Source organism: Brevundimonas sp. FG128, from assembly GCF_057809775.1.
The window spans coordinates 199,072-218,325 of record NZ_JBMDKP010000001.1 but is presented as its reverse complement, the minus strand read 5'-3'; the positions used below and the strand labels follow the sequence as shown (position 1 = coordinate 218,325).

Sequence of the window (19,254 nt, the reverse complement as noted above, 5' to 3'; positions counted from 1 at the left end):
CAACCGGCCCTTCTCCCGTTGGGAGAAGGTGGCCCGCAGGGCCGGATGAGGGTCGGCCGGTAGGCCAGTTCGCACCACCCGACCCTCACCCTTTCGCGCAAGAACGACGGCTTCGCCGCCGTGCGCTCAAGCCCTCTCCCAACAGGAGAGGGAAGCTTGTGGAGCAGACGATGACCCTCGGCACCCCCCTCTCCGACACCGCCGTCCGCGTCATGCTTCTCGGCTCCGGCGAACTCGGCAAGGAGGTCGCCATCGAGCTGCAACGGCTCGGCGTCGAGGTCATCGCCGTCGATCGCTACCCCAACGCCCCCGCCATGCAGGTCGCGCACCGCAGCCACGTCATCCCGATGACCGATCCTCAAGTGCTGAACGGCGTCATCCTGGCCGAGGCCCCACACTTCATCGTGCCCGAGATCGAGGCCATCGCCACCGAGGTTCTGGCCGATATCGAGGCCGCCCGCCTGGCCGTGGTCATCCCCACCGCCCGCGCCGTGCAACTGACTATGAACCGCGAGGGCATCCGCCGTCTCGCCGCCGAAGAGCTTGGCCTACCGACTAGCCCCTACGCCTTCGCCGGCTCAGCCGAGGAACTGGCGGCCGGCGCCGAGACCGTCGGCTATCCCGCCTTCGTCAAGCCGGTCATGTCCTCGTCCGGCAAGGGGCAATCCTTCGTCGAAAGCGCCGATGAGATCGCCGACGCCTGGACCTACGCCCAGGACAGCGGCCGCGTCGCCGGCGCCCGCGTCATCGTCGAGGGCCGGATCGATTTCGACTTCGAGATCACCCTGCTGACCGTCCGCTCGCGCGGCGCCGACGGCGAGACCCGCACCGACTTCTGCGCCCCCATCGGCCACCGCCAGGTCAAGGGCGACTATGTCGAGAGCTGGCAACCCCAGGCCATGACCCCCGCTGCGCTTGCCGCCTCGCAAGACATCGCCGGCAAGGTCACCGACGCCCTGGGCGGTCTCGGCGTCTTCGGCGTGGAGCTGTTCGTGAAGGGCGACCAGGTCTGGTTCTCCGAGGTCTCGCCCCGCCCCCACGACACCGGCCTGGTCACCCTGGCCAGCCAGACCATGAGCGAGTTCGCTCTCCACGCCCGCGCCATCCTGGGCTTGCCCGTCGACGTGACCCTGCGCGAACCCGCCGCCAGCGCCGTCATCTACGGCGGCATGGAGGCGCAAGGCGTCGCCTTCGAAGGCGTGGCTGAGGCCCTGTCCGTCCCCACCGCCGACCTGCGCCTGTTCGGCAAGCCGGAAGCCTATGAACGCCGCCGCATGGGCGTCGCTACCGCGCGCGGCGCCGATGTCGATGAAGCCCGCGAACGGGCCCGCGAAGCCGCCGGGCGGGTGAAGGTGGTCCGGGCTTAGCGACCGTCTCCTCCCCACTTGTGGGGAGGGGGACCGCGCGTAGCGTGGTGGAGGGCTCTTGAAGCCTCACAAACGCCAGTGATGACGCGAACAGCCCCTCCGTCGCTCCGCTCCGCTCCGAGCCGCCTCCCCATGAAATGGGGAGTAGACGTCTGACACCGCCTTTCTACGACTTTGGTCGATTGGCCTTGTCCCGCATTGTGGTGCAAATCAGAGGGGAGGGCCGCAGTCAGCCGGCCGGGAGGGATCTGTCGTGGGCAAACTCAGCACACCCATAATTTTCGGCGCCATCGCCATCCTGGGAGCGGTGTCCCTCGGCATCATCGCCCTGCATCAGGGCGAGAGCATCAGCGCGGTCTGGATGGTGGTCGCCGCCGTCTGCACCTACGCCATCGCCTATCGCTTCTACGCCCGCTACCTGGCCAACAAGGTCATGCAGTTGCAGCCGTCGCGCCTGACGCCGGCCATGCGCCGCAACGACGGGCTCGACTATGTGCCGACGCCCAGGAACGTCCTGTTCGGTCACCATTTCGCAGCCATCGCCGGCGCGGGGCCGCTGGTCGGGCCGGTGCTGGCCGCCCAGATGGGCTATCTGCCCGGCGTGCTGTGGATCCTGGTCGGCGCGGTGCTGGCGGGGGCGGTGCAGGACATGATGGTCCTGTTCATGTCCACCCGCCGCGACGGCAAATCGCTGGGCGACATGATCCGCACCGAGATGGGGAACATCCCCGGCATCATCGCCCAGGTCGGCGTCCTGATGATCATGGTCATCATCCTGGCCGTTCTGGCCCTGGTCGTGGTCAAGGCCCTGGCCGAGAGCCCCTGGGGAACCTTCACCGTCGCCGCCACCATCCCCATCGCCATCTTCATGGGCCTGTACACCCGCTTCCTGCGCCCCGGCCGCGTCGGCGAGATCTCGGTCATCGGCGTCGTCCTGCTGATCCTGGCCATCATCGGCGGCGGCCATGTCGCGGCCGACCCGTTCTGGGGTCCGGCCTTCACCCTGACTGGCCCGACCCTGGCCATCCTGATGATGGTCTACGGCTTCATCGCCTCGGTCATTCCGGTCTGGCTGCTGCTGGCGCCGCGCGACTATCTGTCGACCTTCCTGAAGATCGGCGCCATCGTCGCCCTGGCCATCGGCATAATCATCGTGCGTCCGCATCTGCAGATGCCGGCCGTCACCCCCTTCATCGACGGCACCGGCCCGGTCTTCGCCGGCGCCCTGTTCCCCTTCCTGTTCATCACCATCGCCTGCGGCGCCGTGTCGGGCTTCCACGCCCTGATCTCGTCGGGCACGACGCCCAAGCTGCTGGAAAATGAAAACCAGATCCCGCTGATCGGTTACGGCGCCATGCTGTGCGAAAGCTTCGTCGCCGTCATGGCCCTGATCGCCGCCACGGTCCTGGACCCGGCGGTCTATTTCGCCATGAACAGCCCCGTCGCCGTCATAGGCAACGATGCGGTCTCGGCCGCCGCCGCCGTGGCCCAATGGGGCTTCCACATCACCCCCGGCGAGCTGGAACAACTGGCCCGCGACGTGGGCGAGCATTCCATCCTGTCGCGCGCAGGCGGCGCCCCGACCCTGGCCGTCGGCATGGCCCACATCCTGTCGGGCGTCATTGGCGGCAAGGCCATGATGGCTTTCTGGTATCACTTCGCCATCCTGTTCGAGGCCCTGTTCATCCTGACCACGGTCGACGCCGGCACCCGTGTCTGCCGCTTCATGATTCAGGACCTGTTGGGCGTCGCCGTGCCCCGGATGCGCGAAACCAAGTCCTGGGGCGCCAATGTCGTCGCCACGGCGCTCACCGTCGCCCTGTGGGGGTATTTCCTCTACACCGGCGTGGTTGATCCGCTGGGCGGCATCAACAGCCTGTGGCCGCTGTTCGGCATCGCCAACCAGATGCTGGCCGCCGTCGCGCTGATCCTGGGGACCGTGGTCCTGTTCAAGATGAAGCGCGAGAAGTTCGCCTGGGTCATGGTCGTCCCGGCGACCTGGCTGCTGATCTGCACCCTGACGGCCGGCTTCCAGAAGCTGTTCCACCCGGACGTCCGCATCGGCTTCCTGTCCCACGCCCGCAAGTATCAGGAGGCCCTGGGCGCCGGCGAACTGATCGCCCCGGCCAAGACCGCCGGCGACATGCACCGGATCGTGGTCAACGACTACGTCAACTCGACCCTGACGGCGGGCTTCCTGTTCGTGGTGATCACCATGGTCGTCTATGGCGTGCTCGCCTGCCGCAAGGCCTATCTGAACAACCGGCCGACCGTGCGGGAGTATCCCGAAAGCCATGAACTGACGGCGGCCGACGACGCGGCGGACGTGGCCCGTGCCTGATGCTCGCCAAGAGGACCTGCTCTGCCTGTGCCGCGACACCGCCTCGCGGTGGGGCCGCGGCGTCCGGCGCACGGCCGGCGCCATGATCGGCCAGCCGGACTACGACGCCTATGTCCGCCACGCGGCGGCGACCCATCCGGACCAGCCGCCGCTGGACAAGACCGCCTTCTTCCGCCTGCACGAGCAACGCCGCTTCGGCGGCGCGGGCGGCTTCAAATGCTGCTGAACGGATCTAGATTCCGCTGACGGGGACTTCGGCCCGCGCCCGATCCTCGGCCTGAAGCGCGGCGATGGCGGCCTCCAGCGTCGGGTCCTCGCCGGCGCGGCGCTGGGTGACGGTCCGGGGCGCCGCCACGTCGGGGGTGACGCCGCGCTTTTCCAGCCGCACGCCGCCGGCCGTGACGAAGTCGGCGCGGCTGAGCGTCAGCCGCCCTCCGTCTGGCAGGTTGGTCTCCTGCGCGATCAGCACCGACCCGCCGGTCTTTTCGCCCACGACGATGCCGCGCCGCGCCTCCTGCAGGGCCGCCGGGGTCAGTTCCGCGGCGCTGCGGCTGCCCTGGTCCACCAGGACCGCCACGTCGTTGGCCGCCGGGTCGCGCTGGTCGCCGCAGTTTCCCGACGCCCGCAACACGACGCCGCGACCGTTGCGCCCCGTCCGCGTCGCCCACGCCTGATCGCGCGGCAGGAAACAGGTCAGCACCGATTCCGCCTCCCACAGACGGCCGCCCGGATTGCCGCGCAGGTCCAGCACCACATCGACATCGGCCGACAGGCCTTCCAGCTCCCCGCCCATCCACGGGCCCAGCCCCTGATCGAACTCCTCGACCCTCAGCACCAGCACCCCCGGCCGCGACTTGTCGGCCGTGAAGGGTTCGATCGCCTCCATGACGCGCGGCGTCAGCGTCGCCTCGCGCCGCTGGCCCGTCTCGTCCGTCAGGACCAGCCGCACCGTCTGTCCCTCGCGCGCCTCGATGTCCGGCCCCCACGGCTGGCCATCGACCGTGTTCAGCGTCCAGCCCAGCTCCACGCCCGCCGCCTCGGCCGGCGACCCGGCCCGAACCCGCTCCACGGTCCAGTCGTCGGGCGTCTCACCCCGCATCAGCGTCATCCCCATGACGGCGCGGCGGTCGTACTGCGTCTCCTGGCGGCGCACGGCGGCCGGCGGGCTGGCGGCGGCGTGACCGTCGTCCAGCAGGTCCAGCATCGCGTTTATGACCCGGTAAAGCCCCCGCTCGTCCGACGCCGCCAGGGCCTGCGGCCGGAACCGCGCCCGCGCCGCGTCCCAGTCCACGCCATGCAGGCTCGGATCGTAATAGCCGCGTCGGACTTCGGTCCACACCCGGTCGAACACCCGTTGGTTCAGCCGCGCCCGCTCGCGCGTCGGCGCGACCGCGACCAGGGCGGCAAGGGGCGAGCTGGAGGGCATGGCCATGGCCCCGCCGCACAGCGGCAGGCTGAGCAACAGAACGCTGAAAAGCCGGGCGGAACCTCTGAGGCGCATAGGCGGCATCTGACGCCAGACGCTCCTTTCGCTCAAGTCACGACTGCGCGTTATTCCGCTACCCGCGCCCCGTCCCAGGCGAAGACCCCGCCGCTGTCGGCCGGCGTCAGGCCCGACAGCACGGCCAGCAGACGTTCTGCCGAATGCTCCGGCGTGAACAGCCGCCCCTCGGCCACCCCCTTCTGAAACGGCGCGCTCAGGTCCGTATCCACTGTGCCGGGATGCAGGCCGGCGATCACCGCCTGCGGATGGCTGCGCCCCATCTCGATCGCCAGATTGCGCAGGATCATGTTCAGCGCCGCCTTGGACGCGCGATAGGCGTGCCACCCGCCCAGCCGATTGTCCGACATCGACCCCACCCGCGCCGACAGGGCCGCGAACACCGCCCGCCGATCGCGCGGCAGCAACGGCAGCAGGTGTTTCGCCGCCAGCGCCGGCCCGACCGCGTTGACGCGGTAGTCGCGCATCAGATGATCCGCATCGAGCTGACGCAGACTCCGTTCCGGCTGAAACCCGTCGTGCAGCACCCCGGTCGCCACGACGATCAGGGTCGGAGCCGCCCCCTGGCCGATCCGTTCGGCGGCCCGCGCCAGGCTGGCCTCGTCCTCCAGATCGGCCGCCAAGCCTTGCGCGCCCGCCACGTCTGCGCCCGCACGGGACACGGCCCAGACCGTGTCGAACGCTCCGCCGCTCACGATCCGTTCGACCATCGCCCGGCCGATCCCGCCCGTCGCCCCGATCACCACCGCCGATCCGTTCATGCCGTCTCCCCTCCGCCGTCGTCCCATGATAGGGGCGCGGCATGAGCATCACCACGGTCGGCCTCGATGCCGACGACACCCTCTGGCACAACGAGACGATCTTCCGCCTGACCCATGCGCGGTTCGTCGATCTGCTGGACGACCACGGCGACGCCGCGACCATCGAGGCGCGCTTGGCCGAGACCGAGCAACGCAACCTGCGCCTCTACGGCTACGGCGTGAAGGGCTTCACCCTGTCGATGATCGAGACGGCGATGGAGCTGTGCGACGGCGGCGCCCCGCCCGAGGTGGTGCGCGAGATCCTGGCCGCCGGCCGCGAGATGCTGGCCCACCCGGTCGAGACCCTGCCCGGCGTCGACGAGGTCGTCGCCGAACTGTCCGAGAAATACCGCCTCGTCCTGATCACCAAGGGCGACCTCTTGGACCAGGAACGCAAGCTGGCCGCCTCAGGCCTGGGCGACCGTTTCAGCGCCGTCGAGATCGTCTCCGAAAAGGACCGCGCCACCTACGACCGTGTCTTCACCCGCCACGGCACGGGCGCGGCCGAGGCCGTCATGGCCGGCAACTCGATGAAGTCCGACGTCCTGCCCGCCATCGCCGCCGGCGCCTTCGGCGTCCACATCCCCTACCATGTCACCTGGGCCCACGAACTGGCCGAAGCCCCCGAAAACGAGCCCCGCTACGTCTCCCTGTCCCGCATCGGCGAACTGCCCGACTGGATCGCGGCGATCGCCGATCAGGCGTAGCCGAGCAGCGCCCGCAGACCCGGCGCGTTGTAGTCCACCAAGGCCTTCTGGGTGGGCGACAGCTCGGCCGGGAAGGTTATGGCATTGGCCGGCTTGAGGTTTTCCCTGGCCGTGCGGCTGTAGCGCCGGTCCGCGCCGATGGTCGCCCGCTCGCGCCAGTCGTCAGGCCGCTCCATGCCGCAGGCCTCGAACAGGTCCGCAAACAGCGCATCGGCCTCTGGCGACTCGATGTCCTTAACCGCGCCCAGCAGATTCTCGTACCGGATGAGATGCACGCCCGTGCCCAGCCAGGCGGCCGCGTTGTGCGTGAAGATATCGATCAGTCCGGGCGATTTCTGATGGATGCCGAAGATCATCATGTTGATCAGGGCGTCGGCCGAGAACACGCCGGATTTGAGGTGCGCGATATTGTCCTGCTGGAACTCCTCCGACACGAAGAACCGCGCCCGCGCCAGGACCCAGTCATAGGGATCGCGCACCATCAGGATATGTTTGGCGGTCCGCACATTGGCCCAGGACTGGTCGCTGAACAGCAGGTGCGCGGCGCTGAGCCTCGGCGCATGCGGATTGAAGGCCTCCAGGTGCAGATGCATGTTGGGCACCTGAACGAAGTCGGCGTTGTAGTGCTGCTCCACCGGCACGAACATCCGCATGATGTTGCGCAGCAGGTGGGTTCCGCCCTTGGGCACGCTGTTGAGCAGCACGGGCTGCTCCAGCGGGCGTTGGGAAAAGCGGACGACCTGTTCGTCCAGGGTGTCGGGGATGCCGCCGATACGGGCCATGCCGGTTTCCTCGCGATGCCGAAAATGAAACGGGGCGGCGGATCGCTCCGCCGCCCCGTGACCTGTTCCCAGGAATGACGACCTTAGAAGGTCTTGCTCACCCGAAGGAAGCCACGACGGCCGTAGAAGGCTTCGGTGTACTGCGATCCGAAGACCGAGTTGCCCTGAACGGAGGTGGCGAACGAGCTCGCCGCCGGCGGCAGTTCGTCGAACAGGTTCGACACGCCGCCGCTGACACGCCAGCCGTTGTCGCTGTCGTAGCTCAGCGAGACGCTGTGGAAGCTGGTGAACTCGGCGACGGCCTTCACTTCGACCCGACGACCGTCGATGGTTTCGAACAGGTCGCCGTTGTCGTCGATGTAGTCGAAGCGGCTGTCCTGGTTGCCGATCCAGTCGAAGCCCCAGAAGGCCGTCCACGGACCATGCGCCAGGCTGGCGTTGATGTTGCCGACCAGTTCCGGGTTACCGATACGACCCAGCGGATCGACCGGGGCGTCCTCGAACAGGGCCGTGCGATCTTCCAGCGTCCAGGTCGTCTGGCTGTCCAGCGTCAGCTCACCCCACGGCGTGTCGGTGATGTAGCGAACGGTGAAGTCCAGACCGCGGTTCGTTTGCTCGGCGACGTTCAGATAGGAATCCCGCACCTGTGTGATGCCGCTGGAATTCTCATCGCGATCGAACTGGCTGCAGATCGGATCGGACGGGAAGTTGTCCGAGGTGTAGCAGGCGCCCAGGATACCTGCAGCGCCGAGGTTGCGAACCTCGTCCTGGATTTCGATCTCGAAGTAATCGACCGCAACGCTGAGCCCGCTGTTCGGCGGCGTGAGGATCACGCCCAGAACCGTCGCTTCGGACGTTTCCGGCTCCAGAACGCCAAGGCCGCCGCCCGTCACGATTTCCGCCGAAGAGGGAGCGCCCGCATAGGAGCCGTCAACACCGCCGCCCGGCCCGGCGGCGCTGGTGCAGTTGTTATAGACCTGTTGCGAGACGGAACCGTCCGCCAGCCTGTTGTCCAGGTTAAGGCACGGATCGATAGAACGCTGGGCCAGGAAGCCGGTCTGGTCGGCCAGATAGAGCTCGAACAGCGCCGGAGCGCGGAACGAGGTGCCGTGCGACGCGCGGAACCGGATGCCGTCCACCAGTTCCCAGTTCAGCCCGACCTTGTAGGTATTGGCGTCGCCCGAGGTCTTGGTGTCCGTGTAGCGGCCGGAGAGGGACAGATCGAGTTCACGTGCGAAAGGCACGTCTCTCAGAAGCGGGACGGACAGCTCGGCGTAAACTTCACGCGTTTCGTCCGAACCTGCAGTGATCCCCGAACCCGAGAGACCCCAGCTGTTGTCCGCCAGCGTCACGTCGCCCGGCGTGTCATTGATCTCGTCACGACGCAGATGGAAGCCCAGGGCCAAGCCGAGCGGACCAGCCGGCAGCTCCATCACATCCCCGCCGATGAAGCCTTCGACATAGGTCTGTTCGTAAAGGGTATTGCCCGTCTCGGTATCGAACAGGAAGGCGCGCTCCTCGTCCGTCAGGCGGCCGGCCAGGAAGTCGGGATCGGTGAAGTCAACATCGATGCACTGGCGTCCGCTGACGGGCAAGGTCTGTCCCACACAACTGGCAGGACGTGCTTCATTCTCCGGCGTGTCCGGATCATCAAAGATCGGTCGTTTGAAGCTGGTCGAGTCGACGGCGTCCTGCAGGATGACGTCGGACGTATAGTCGCCGTCCGAGCGGCTGTACTGGACGAAGACGTCCCACTTCCAGTTCTTCAACGGGCCGACGCTGAGGTCCCCGCGGATACCGGCGACGCCGCGCATATAGTCGACGCGTTGCGACTGGTCGAAGTGGTCGGTGATTGGCGTGGCGCTGAGAATGTTTGGGCCGGTGAAGCCAGTGACGGGGTCCCCGCCCGCCCCTGGACCATAGAAGTAGTCCAGGAAGTCAGCGGTGTAGGTGTAATTCCAGAACTGACGGAAACCGTCCGTGCGGCTCTCGCGGCGGTTCAGCAGGAACTCGCCGTAAACCTCGGCGCCGCCGAGGTCGTAAGCGCCCTCGATGAAGGCGGTGTAGCGATCCACTTCAGGAATGACCGACGCGTCCTTGGCGAATTCCGGCAGGTTGTTCGTCACGGCGCGCGAGGGCGTATCGTAGTTCACCAGATAGAAGCCGGCGGGCGCGGTCGGATACATGGCCGAAACGGCCGGGTCGGTCGGGCGCGTGGGGATATACTGACCCAGGTCGCCGTCATAGTCATACTGGAAGCGGCCGGCTCGGCCCGAGAAATCGCTGCCATAGACATAGACCTGCCCCCAGGGCGAGTCGGTGCACTGCGGCTGGCCCGTGCGGGGGTCGATGCGGTCTGCGCGGTTACGCGTGCCCGGCTCGAACACATATTGATTTGTGCAGGTCAGGTAATCGCGGTCGCCGGCGCGAAGGGCTTCCTGACGATAGTAGTCGGCCGACACGTTGATGTGGCCACGGCCGAAGGTCTTGCCGAACGAACCTGAGATGTTGAACTGCTCGCCGCCGCTCTCGAACGGTACGGTGGCGAAGGCGGACATTTCACCGCCGTCGCGGTTCTGGTCGGTGATCAGGTTCACCACGCCGGCGACGGCGTCGGAGCCGTAGATCGACGAGGCGCCGTCCTTCAGGATGTCGATGCGGTTGATGGCGGATTGCGGGATGACGTTCAGGTCGAACGACGACACGCCGCCGCGTGTGCCTGCCGGGCCTGCACGACGCCCGTTGAGAAGCACCAGCGTCCGGTTGGCGCCCAGGCCGCGCAGCGAAATGGTCGCCGCGCCCGGTCCACCGTCGGTGACGAAGGCGCTGGAGATGGCCGAGTTCACCTGCGGCGAGCCCGCCGCGAGGGTGGAGGATTGCAGGAACTGAGCCGTATCGCTGATGCCGCGTTGTTCCGCGCGCTCGGACGTCAGCACCTGAACCGGCGATGCGCTGGTGAACTCGTTACGCGGGATGCGCGAACCGGTGACGACGATTTCTTCGACTTCCTGAGCGGCCTGGTCATCGGTCGCTTGGGGATCGGCAGCAGCTGCCTGCTGCGCCAGGACAGGCGAGGCGACGACGAAGGCGGCCAGCACGCCGCCAACTAGGGCAGACGTGCCGAACAATCCGTTGCGATAGGCCATAAGGAACAATGCTCGCTGAATACGAAAGTAGTTAAGGGAGCAACGTTATGAACCTCTGCCTTCAGTTCACAATAATCACGCCACATTTCACACCACTTCATGACCCTCCTGTGTCATTTTCGCCTCACGCAAAAGACAGTGTGAATCCGCGCTGAATCGCTTGCCCCCTCGCCCCTCCCTCTCTAAACGGGCCGCTTAACCGACAAGCAGACGTGAGCGTCGCAGGGCCAGGCTCTGCGGGGACTTCTCGCGCGCGTAGAGAACGAAGGACGACGCAGCCCCTTGGACGCCTCGGACATCAGTCATGACGAACGCGACGCCATGGTGCGCGCGGCGCTGGCCGAACAGGGCGACAGCGGCGTGACCCCGCGTCACACGCGATTCTACTTCTATGGCGAAGGCGACCACGGCGACCTGAACGAGGTCGCGCGTCGCGCGGGCTTCCTGACCGGCGGCGCCGACGATTCCACCACACTTGAGACCACCATGGCGGTGGACGAGGCGTCGTTCGCCGCGACCTCCGCCATGATGCAGACCTGGGCCGCAGCGTTTCAGCTGGACTACGACGGCTGGGACTGCGCGGTCGTGACCCATTAGCGTTCAATAAGAAGAAGAGCTGGCGATGCCCAAGCGCACAGACATTCAGTCCATCCTCATCATCGGCGCCGGCCCGATCGTCATCGGCCAGGCGTGCGAGTTCGACTATTCCGGCGTCCAGGCCTGCAAGGCGCTGAAGGCGGAGGGCTACCGGGTCATTCTGGTCAACTCGAACCCCGCCACCATCATGACGGACCCGGAGGTGGCCGACGCCACCTATATCGAGCCGATCACGCCCGAGATGGTCGAGAAGATCATCGCCAAGGAACGCCCCGACGCCCTTCTGCCCACCATGGGCGGCCAGACCGCGCTGAACACCGCCCTGGCCCTGGACGCCTCGGGCGCGCTGAAGAAGTACGGCGTCGAGATGATCGGCGCGAAGGCCGACGTGATCGACAAGGCCGAGGATCGCCAGAAATTCCGCGACGCCATGGACAAGCTGGGCCTCGAATCGCCCCGCTCCAAGGCCGCCCACTCGATGGAAGAGGCGCTGGACGGGCTTGAGTTCGTCGGCCTGCCCGCCGTCGTCCGCCCGTCCTTCACCCTGGCCGGCACCGGCGGCGGCATCGCCTTCAACCGCGAGGAGTTCGAGGAGATCGTGCTGCGCGGCCTCGACCTCTCGCCGACCACCGAGGTCCTGATCGAGGAATCGGTGCTGGGCTGGAAGGAATACGAGATGGAGGTCGTCCGCGACACGGCGGACAACTGCATCATCATCTGCTCCATCGAGAACATCGACCCAATGGGCGTCCACACCGGCGACTCCATCACCGTCGCCCCTGCGCTTACGCTGACCGACAAGGAATATCAGCGGATGCGGACCGGCTCGATCAACGTCCTGCGCGAGATCGGCGTCGAGACCGGCGGATCGAACGTCCAGTGGGCCATCAACCCGGCCGACGGCCGCATGGTGGTGATCGAGATGAACCCACGCGTGTCGCGCTCGTCCGCGCTTGCGTCCAAGGCCACCGGCTTCCCCATCGCCAAGGTCGCCGCGCGTCTGGCCGTCGGCTACACCCTGGACGAACTGACCAACGACATCACCCAGGTGACGCCGGCCAGCTTCGAGCCGTCGATCGACTATGTGGTCACCAAGATCCCGCGCTTCGCCTTTGAGAAATACCCCGGTTCGGAGCCCCTGCTGGGCACCTCGATGAAGTCGGTGGGCGAGGTCATGGCCATCGGCCGCACCTTCCAGGAATCGATGCAGAAGGCCCTTCGCGGGCTTGAGACCGGCCTGTCCGGCTTCGACGAGATCGAGATCGACGGCGTGGAGGGGGCCGACGGCGACACCGCGCGCAACGCCGTGATCCGCGCCCTGGGCATCCCCACCCCCGACCGCATCCGCGTCATCGCCCAGGCCTTCCGCCACGGCCTGACGGTGGAAGAGGTCAACGCCGCCTGTTCCTACGAGCCCTGGTTCCTGCGCCAGATCGCCGACATCGTGCGCGAGGAAGGCCATATCCGGGTCAAGGGCCTGCCGACCGACCCGACCGAGTTCCGCCGCCTGAAGGCCAAGGGCTTCGCCGACGCCCGCCTGGCCCAGCTGACCGGCGCGACCGAAAAGGCCGTCCGCACCGCCCGTCGCGGCCTGAACGTCCGCCCCGTCTTCAAGCGGATCGACACCTGCGCGGCCGAGTTCGCGTCGGCCACCGCCTATATGTATTCGACCTATGAGACCGGCGCCCTGGGCCAGATCCCCGAGTGCGAGTCCGAGCCGACGAACAAGAAGAAGGCCATCATCCTGGGCGGCGGTCCGAACCGGATCGGCCAGGGGATCGAGTTCGACTACTGCTGCTGCCACGCGGCGTTCGCCTTCGCCGACATCGGCGTCGAGTCGATCATGGTCAACTGCAACCCCGAGACCGTCTCTACCGACTACGACACCTCCGACCGCCTGTATTTCGAGCCGCTGACGGCCGAGGACGTGCTGGAGCTGATCGAGGTCGAGCGTTCGAACGGCGACCTGATCGGCTGCGTCGTCCAGTTCGGCGGCCAGACCCCGCTGAAGCTGGCCCACGCGCTGCAAGAGGACAATATCCCCGTCCTGGGCACCAGCGTCGACTCCATCGACCTGGCCGAGGACCGCGAACGCTTCCAGCAGATGCTGGAAGGCATCGGCCTGCGCCAGCCGCCCAACGGCCTGGCCCGCAGCGCCGAAGAGGCAGCGCAGAAGGCCGAAGAGGTCGGCTATCCCGTCGTGCTACGCCCCTCCTACGTCCTGGGCGGTCGCGGCATGATGATCGTCCACGACCGCGAGCAGCTGGACCGCTACGTCCACGAGGCCATGCGCGTCTCCGGCTCGGACCCCGTCCTGATCGACCACTATCTGAACCGCGCCACCGAGGTGGACGTGGACGCCCTGTGCGACGACGAGACCGTCTTCGTCGCCGGCGTGCTGGAACATATCGAGGAAGCCGGCGTCCACTCGGGCGACAGCGCCTGTTCCATGCCGCCCTGGTCCCTGTCGGCCGAGACGGTGGCCGAGCTGAAGCGCCAGACCACCGAAATGGCCAAGGCCCTGAAGGTGCGCGGCCTGATGAACGTGCAGTTCGCCATCGAAGAGCCGCACAGCGAGAACCCGCGCATCTTCGTGCTGGAGGTGAACCCGCGCGCGTCCCGCACCGCGCCCTTCGTGGCCAAGACCATCGGCCAGCCCATCGCCTCGATCGCGGCCAAGGTCATGGCCGGCGTGCCGCTGAAATCCTTCGGTTTGACCGACAAGCCCTACGACCATATCGCGGTCAAGGAAGCGGTCTTCCCGTTCGCCCGCTTCGCCGGGGTCGACACCATCCTGGGCCCGGAAATGCGCTCGACCGGCGAGGTCATGGGCCTGGACTGGAAGCGTGAGGGCGAGGCCGACATGGCCCCCGCCTTCGCCCGCGCCTTCGCCAAGTCCCAGATCGGCGGCGGCGTCACCCTGCCGACCTCGGGCTGCGCCTTCATCTCGGTCAAGGACGAGGACAAGCCCTTCATCGTCGATGCAGCCCGCACGCTTCTGGCCGAAGGCTTCACCCTGATCGCCACCGGCGGCACCCACAGCTACCTAGTCGAACAGGGGCTGGAGGTCGGTCTGGTCAAGAAGGTGCTGGAAGGCCGCCCGCACATCGTGGACGCCATGAAGAACGGCGGGGTCCACCTGGTCTTCAACACCACCTCGGGCAAACAGTCGCTGCAGGACAGCTTCTCACTGCGCCGCACCGCCCTGATGATGAAGATCCCCTACTACACCACCACCGCCGGCGCCCTCGCGGCAGCCCAGGCCATCGGCGCCATCAAGGCCGGCGACCTGGACGTCCGACCGATCCAGGACTACGCCTGACGTTTACGAAATCTCTGGTTTCTGGCTGCACGCTCAGAGCAGGTGACAGCCGGAAACCAGGGACATGCCGATCTCCAATCTCGACCTCGCCCTGATCGCCATCCTGTGCGCTGAAGTCCTGGGCTTCGCCGCCTTCGCCAGGGACAAGCAAAAGGCGAAGGCCGGCCTGTGGCGCACGCCTGAATCAACCCTGCTGATGTTCGGTCTGATCGGCGGCCTGGGTGCCTGGATGGGTCAGCATCTGCTCCGCCACAAGACGCGCAAGGAGCCGTTCAGGACGCAGTTCGGCCTTGTCGTCGTCCTCCACCTGATCCTGCTGGCGGCGGGCGCGGCCTGGGTCATTCTGTAGCGGGATCATCCTCCCCCGCCACGATCCGCGTCGCCGCCAGATCGGCGGTGACGTTGCCGACGGTGCGGAAGATGTCCGGGATCACCTCGACCGCCAGCAACAGCGGCAGCACGCCCAGCGGCAGCCCCATGGCCAGGCAGATGGGGCCGATGGCGGCGAAGAAGCTGACCTGACCGGGCAGACCGACCGAGGCGATGGACACGGCGATCGCCGTCAGCCCGCCCGCGATCAGCGCCCCGAGGCTCAGCTCCACCCCGTTCAGCTGGGCGACGTACAGACAGACCGCCAGGTTGGCGACCGGGCTGGTGATGCGGAACACCGCCACCGCCAGCGGCAGCACCAGGCCCGCCGAGGTCTGGGCCACGCCCAGCCAGTCGCGCGCCCGCTCGATCATGACCGGCAGGCTGGCCAGCGACGACTGGGTCGAGACCGCCACCACCTGGGCCGGCGCCACGGCCCGCGCGAACCGGGGGAGCGATATCCGTCCCCACGCCACCGCCACGACATAGATGATCAGGATCAGGCCGATCTGGCTCAGGCAGACGATGGCGACATAGTGGGTCAGCGTCCCCGCCACCCCCAGACCCGCCCGCAAGCCGACGCCCAGCGCCAGGGCGAACACCCCGAACGGCGCGGCCAGCAACACCCAGTGGACGATCACCACCATGGTCTCGGCCACCGCCTCGAAGAAGCCCGCCAGCGGCCGGCGCAGCTCAGCCTTGATCCGCGTCGCCGCAAAGCCGAAGGCGACGGCGAACACCACGACCGCCAGCACCCCGTCGTCGGCCGCCGCCTTGACCAGGTTGGACGGCGCCAGGCTGGCCAGGAAGGCGCGCAGTCCGTCGGTGCGCGCCGCCTCGCCCACGGCGGCGATGGAATCCTGCGGAACGCCGCCCAGCAGGGCGCGCCCCGCCTCCGGGTCGATGGGCCACAGCGCCAGCAGCCCCAGGCCCGCCAGGATCGCATAGACTGTCGCCCCGACCAGCAGCACGCCGAACACCAGCAGCGACCGCACGGCGATCCGCCCCGTCGCGGCCGCATCGGCGATGGAGACGATGCCGGTCACCAGCAGGCTGAAGACCAGGGGAATGACCGTCATCCGCAGCGCGTTCAGCCACACCTGCCCCAGGCTCTCGACCACGCCCAGCGACCCGGTCAGCCAGGGCGCATCCGCCCCCTGCGCCAGGGCGCCCACGACGACGCCCGCGACCAGGGCCGCGACGACGAAGAAGCTCAGGGAGGTGAAGAAGGCGGCGACGCGAGATCTGTTCATGACGCAGGGCTAGCACCGCTTTCGGCTTTGCGCGCGCCAAACCTTCTAAGCTCGGCCTTAAGCCCATGTCGTCGCAGCGCGAAACGCCGCGTCGCCGGGCGCGTTGGGACGGGAAAGGAGAATTCCATGTCCCGTTTGCACAAGCTCGTTCCCCTCCTCGGCGGCCTGCTGCTGTCCAGGGGCGGCCGTCGCGTCGCCGGACGTCACGCCGGCAAGCTGGCGCTCGCCACCCTGGCCTATGAGGTCTGGCGCAACCACCGCGAAGGCGCCCGTCCCCAGGCGAGACCGCAGGCCGCTCCAAAGCCTCAACCCAAGACGCGCTCGCAGCCCAGGTCGCGCTGGAGCGGTCGCGCGCCGAGATAGGGCCTAGACTTCCCCGACGGCGGCGCGGAATAGTCGCGGCTCGCTGAACGGAAACGCCCCATGATCAAGGTTCACCACCTGAACGACAGCCGGTCGCAACGCGTCCTGTGGCTGCTGGAGGAGCTGGGGCTGGACTATGAGGTGATCCGTTACGAGCGCGACGCCCGCAGCCGCCTGGCGCCGCCCGAGCTTCTGGCCATCCATCCGCTCGGCAAGTCCCCGGTGATCGAGGACGGCGACGTCAAGGTCGCCGAAACCGGCGCCATCGTCGAATATCTGCTGGAGACCCACGGCCAGGGCCGCCTGCGCCCGGCGGCGGGGACCGAGGATGGTCGGCGCTTCACCTACTGGCTTCACTACGCCGAGGGGTCCGCCATGCCGCCCCTGCTGCTGAAACTGGTGTTCGGCATGCTGCCGCGCCGCGCGCCCGCCCTGCTCAAACCCCTGGTCAAAAGCATCGCCGCCAAGGCCCAGACCGGCTTCGTCGATCCGCAACTGCGCACCCATGTCGCCTTCTGGGAGGCGGAGCTGGGCCGGTCGGAATGGTTTGCGGGCGATCAGTTCACCGCTGCCGACATCATGATGAGCTTCCCCGTCGAGGCCGGCGCCGACCGCGCCTTCGACGCCTCGACCAAGCCGCGGCTGAAGGCCTTCCTCGAACGGATCCACGCCCGCCCCGCCTATGGTCGGGCGCTGGAACGCGGCGGCCCCTACACCTACGCGTGATCCGATTATGAGACGCCGGGCGCAACCCCCCGCCCCTGGGGACGTTGGTACGCCATGCGACTTCAAACCATTCAAATCGTGGCGGGCCTCGGCGCCGCCGTCGCCTTCGTTCTGGCCTTCATGGCCGCCGGGGCCGCCCTGGTGTCGGGCCTGTTCATGCTGCTGGGCCTCGCGGCCGTGGCCTGGCTGGCCTACAGCCTGATCAAGGGCGTTCTCCACCGCGACCCCAAGGCGGATCCCCCCGCCCGCGCCTGACCCGCATAGCGCGGGTTGGCGTCCGCCCTTGAAATCGAGGGCGACAACGCCTAGTATTGATGCCCGGCCGCGCCCGCCCCGCGGCCTTTTGTGTGCCTACTTCGCGTCTTTCCTATCTCCGGGCGAACCAGAAAAATCACGACACCAATGGAAAAAGTGCCGATGACGGGCGAGGGCTACCGTGTCCTCGACGATCAACTGAAGCAATTGAAGTCGGTCGAAAGGCCGAGCGTCATCGCGGCCATTTCGGAGGCCCGCGAGCACGGCGACCTGTCTGAAAACGCCGAATACCACGCCGCCAAGGAGCGGCAGGGCTGGATCGAGGGCCAGATCGCCGAGATCGAGGACAAGATCAGCCGCGCCCAGGTCATCGACGTATCCAAACTGTCGGGCAGCCAGGTCAAGTTCGGCGCCACGGTCACCGTGGTCGACGAGGACACCGAGGAAGAGGCCCGCTATCAGATCGTCGGCGAGCACGAGGCCGACGTGAAGAAGGGCAAGGTCTCCATCGCCTCGCCCATCGCCCGCGCCATGATCTCCAAGGAGGTCGGCGACGTCGTCGAGGTCAACACCCCCGGCGGCGTGAAGGCCTACGAAATCCTCAAGGTCGAGTGGAAGTAACAGCGGTGGCGGGGGCGTCGTCAGCGTGCCCCCTTTCCCTCTGGGTCGTCTCCGACGGCCGCGCCGGCATCGAGAACCAGGCGCTGGGCCTCGCCGAGGCCGTCCAGCGCCTGACCCCGGCCGAGATCGCGATCAAACACATCCGCTGGCGGCCGCTGTTTGACCGCCTGCCTTCGGCGTTGAAGACCCCGGCCATGCTGGCGTCCGCGCCTCTGACAGCCCCCAATGCCGATCAATGGCCCGACCTGTGGATCGCCACCGGTCGCGCCACACTTCCACTCTCCACCCGCGCTAAGGCCTGGAGCGGCGGCAAGACCTTCGTCGTCCAGACCCAGGATCCGCGCTGGGCCAACGACCGCTACGACCTGATCGTCGCCCCCGCCCATGACGAACTGTCGGGCGACAATGTCTTCGAGATCGTCGGCTCGCCCCACCGCGTCACGCCGCAGCGCATAGCCCAGGCTGCGCCCGCCTTCGCCGACCGCATCGCCCCCCTGCCCCATCCGCGCGTCGCCGTGCTGATCGGCGGCAAGTCCAGGGCCTTCGACCTGCCCGAGGCCCATGCCGCCGACCTGGCCGACCAGATCGCCGACGCCGTCCGCGCTTCAGGCGGCTCATTGATGCTGACCTTCTCGCGCCGCACGCCGGACGCGGCCAAGGCGGCCATGACTGCGCGCCTGTCGAACCTGCCCGGCTGGATCTGGGACGGGACCGGCGACAACCCCCTGTTCGGCTTCCTGCATTTCGCCGACCACGTGCTGGTCACCGAGGACAGCGCCAACATGGCCGCCGAAGCCGCCTCGACCGGCAAGCCGGTCCACATCCTGCCGATGATTCCGCTGAAATCCGGCGACAAGTTCGCCCGCCTGCACGACGACCTGAACGCCCGGGGCGCGACCCGTCCGTTCGACGGCACGCTGGAAAGCTGGACCTACGATCCCCTCGCCGAAACCGACCGCGCGGCGCGCGCGGTGCTGGAAGCGATGCGCGCCAGATAGGCCTCTTGCCCTCGGCCCGGCCACGCCCCACATCCGCTCCCGGCTCGCAATCGCGCGTGGCGAAAGTGCACGAAAGTGCACTTAAAAAAAAAAAGTGGCGGCGACA

General features: G+C 67.5%; 17 protein-coding genes. 12 read left to right on the top strand and 5 right to left on the bottom strand.

Translation table 11 applies throughout. The annotated features are described in order from the left end of the window. Positions 1-170: 170 nt before the first annotated feature. The 3 genes from purT to ACODSC_RS01100 all read left to right on the top strand — a co-directional run bounded on the left by purT (position 171) and on the right by ACODSC_RS01100 (position 3,934). Positions 171-1,367, top strand: a complete 1,197-nt coding sequence (gene purT, locus ACODSC_RS01110; protein ID WP_488811009.1) for a formate-dependent phosphoribosylglycinamide formyltransferase — start codon at positions 171-173, stop codon at positions 1,365-1,367. 253 nt (positions 1,368-1,620) lie between these two features. Beyond that, positions 1,621-3,708, top strand: a complete 2,088-nt coding sequence (locus tag ACODSC_RS01105) for a carbon starvation CstA family protein (RefSeq protein ID WP_488811007.1) — start codon at positions 1,621-1,623, stop codon at positions 3,706-3,708. Continuing rightward, complete coding sequence (locus tag ACODSC_RS01100; RefSeq protein WP_488811005.1) at positions 3,701-3,934, top strand: YbdD/YjiX family protein; 234 nt, start codon at positions 3,701-3,703, stop codon at positions 3,932-3,934. Before ACODSC_RS01105 ends, ACODSC_RS01100 begins: the two co-directional genes overlap by 8 nt. Before the next feature lie 6 nt (positions 3,935-3,940). Here ACODSC_RS01100 and ACODSC_RS01095 read toward each other — a convergent pair whose 3' ends face one another. Together ACODSC_RS01095 and ACODSC_RS01090 are read right to left on the bottom strand one after the other, a co-directional pair. Next, a complete protein-coding gene (locus tag ACODSC_RS01095) occupies positions 3,941-5,209 on the bottom strand; it encodes a S41 family peptidase (RefSeq protein WP_488811003.1) in 1,269 nt (422 codons plus the stop codon). Between the two features lie 50 nt (positions 5,210-5,259). Then, complete coding sequence (locus ACODSC_RS01090) at positions 5,260-5,970, bottom strand: SDR family NAD(P)-dependent oxidoreductase (RefSeq protein WP_488811001.1); 711 nt, start codon at positions 5,968-5,970, stop codon at positions 5,260-5,262. A 41-nt stretch (positions 5,971-6,011) separates the two neighbouring features. Here ACODSC_RS01090 and ACODSC_RS01085 point away from each other — a divergent pair, with 41 nt between their 5' ends. Beyond that, a complete protein-coding gene (locus ACODSC_RS01085; protein WP_488810999.1) occupies positions 6,012-6,716 on the top strand; it encodes an HAD family hydrolase in 705 nt (234 codons plus the stop codon). Here the strand turns inward: ACODSC_RS01085 and ACODSC_RS01080 are convergent. Together ACODSC_RS01080 and ACODSC_RS01075 are read right to left on the bottom strand one after the other, a co-directional pair. Next, positions 6,707-7,498 carry a hypothetical protein gene (locus tag ACODSC_RS01080; protein ID WP_488810997.1) on the bottom strand — a complete coding sequence of 264 codons (792 nt, stop codon included), beginning with the start codon at positions 7,496-7,498 and terminating at the stop codon, positions 6,707-6,709. The two genes, ACODSC_RS01085 and ACODSC_RS01080, sit on opposite strands and share 10 nt — an antisense overlap. 83 nt (positions 7,499-7,581) lie before the next feature. Next, complete coding sequence (locus tag ACODSC_RS01075) at positions 7,582-10,644, bottom strand: TonB-dependent receptor domain-containing protein (protein WP_488810995.1); 3,063 nt, start codon at positions 10,642-10,644, stop codon at positions 7,582-7,584. A gap of 282 nt (positions 10,645-10,926) precedes the next feature. Between ACODSC_RS01075 and ACODSC_RS01070 the strand changes: the two genes are divergently transcribed. The 3 genes from ACODSC_RS01070 (at position 10,927) to ACODSC_RS01060 (ending at position 14,912) form a co-directional block, all read left to right on the top strand. Next, the gene (locus ACODSC_RS01070) at positions 10,927-11,241 is read left to right on the top strand and encodes a hypothetical protein (RefSeq protein ID WP_236547491.1); all 315 of its coding nucleotides are present in this window, start codon (positions 10,927-10,929) and stop codon (positions 11,239-11,241) included. 25 nt (positions 11,242-11,266) lie between these two features. After that, complete coding sequence (gene carB, locus ACODSC_RS01065; RefSeq protein WP_488810993.1) at positions 11,267-14,563, top strand: carbamoyl-phosphate synthase large subunit; 3,297 nt, start codon at positions 11,267-11,269, stop codon at positions 14,561-14,563. A 64-nt stretch (positions 14,564-14,627) separates the two neighbouring features. Next, complete coding sequence (locus ACODSC_RS01060) at positions 14,628-14,912, top strand: DUF1294 domain-containing protein (RefSeq protein ID WP_488810991.1); 285 nt, start codon at positions 14,628-14,630, stop codon at positions 14,910-14,912. On the opposite strand, the gene ACODSC_RS01055 is transcribed toward ACODSC_RS01060, so the two are convergent. Then, entirely contained in the window at positions 14,902-16,185 is a 1,284-nt protein-coding gene (locus ACODSC_RS01055; protein WP_488810989.1) for a dicarboxylate/amino acid:cation symporter, read from the bottom strand. The two genes, ACODSC_RS01060 and ACODSC_RS01055, sit on opposite strands and share 11 nt — an antisense overlap. Before the next feature lie 126 nt (positions 16,186-16,311). Between ACODSC_RS01055 and ACODSC_RS01050 the strand changes: the two genes are divergently transcribed. From ACODSC_RS01050 to ACODSC_RS01030, 5 genes are all read left to right on the top strand, one after another. After that, on the top strand, positions 16,312-16,548 hold the full coding sequence (locus ACODSC_RS01050) for a cysteine protease (RefSeq protein ID WP_488810987.1): 237 nt from the start codon (positions 16,312-16,314) through the stop codon (positions 16,546-16,548). A gap of 60 nt (positions 16,549-16,608) precedes the next feature. Next, positions 16,609-17,274 carry a glutathione S-transferase family protein gene (locus ACODSC_RS01045; RefSeq protein WP_488810985.1) on the top strand — a complete coding sequence of 222 codons (666 nt, stop codon included), beginning with the start codon at positions 16,609-16,611 and terminating at the stop codon, positions 17,272-17,274. A 54-nt stretch (positions 17,275-17,328) separates the two neighbouring features. Then, a complete protein-coding gene (locus ACODSC_RS01040; protein ID WP_488810983.1) occupies positions 17,329-17,529 on the top strand; it encodes a hypothetical protein in 201 nt (66 codons plus the stop codon). Between the two features lie 147 nt (positions 17,530-17,676). Further along, positions 17,677-18,150 carry a transcription elongation factor GreA gene (greA, locus tag ACODSC_RS01035; RefSeq protein WP_488810981.1) on the top strand — a complete coding sequence of 158 codons (474 nt, stop codon included), beginning with the start codon at positions 17,677-17,679 and terminating at the stop codon, positions 18,148-18,150. Beyond that, positions 18,141-19,148 (top strand): mitochondrial fission ELM1 family protein, encoded by a 1,008-nt coding sequence (locus ACODSC_RS01030; RefSeq protein ID WP_488810979.1) that lies wholly within the window; start codon positions 18,141-18,143, stop codon positions 19,146-19,148. The genes greA and ACODSC_RS01030 overlap by 10 nt, the downstream gene beginning before the upstream one ends. The last annotated feature ends 106 nt before the right edge of the window (positions 19,149-19,254 follow it).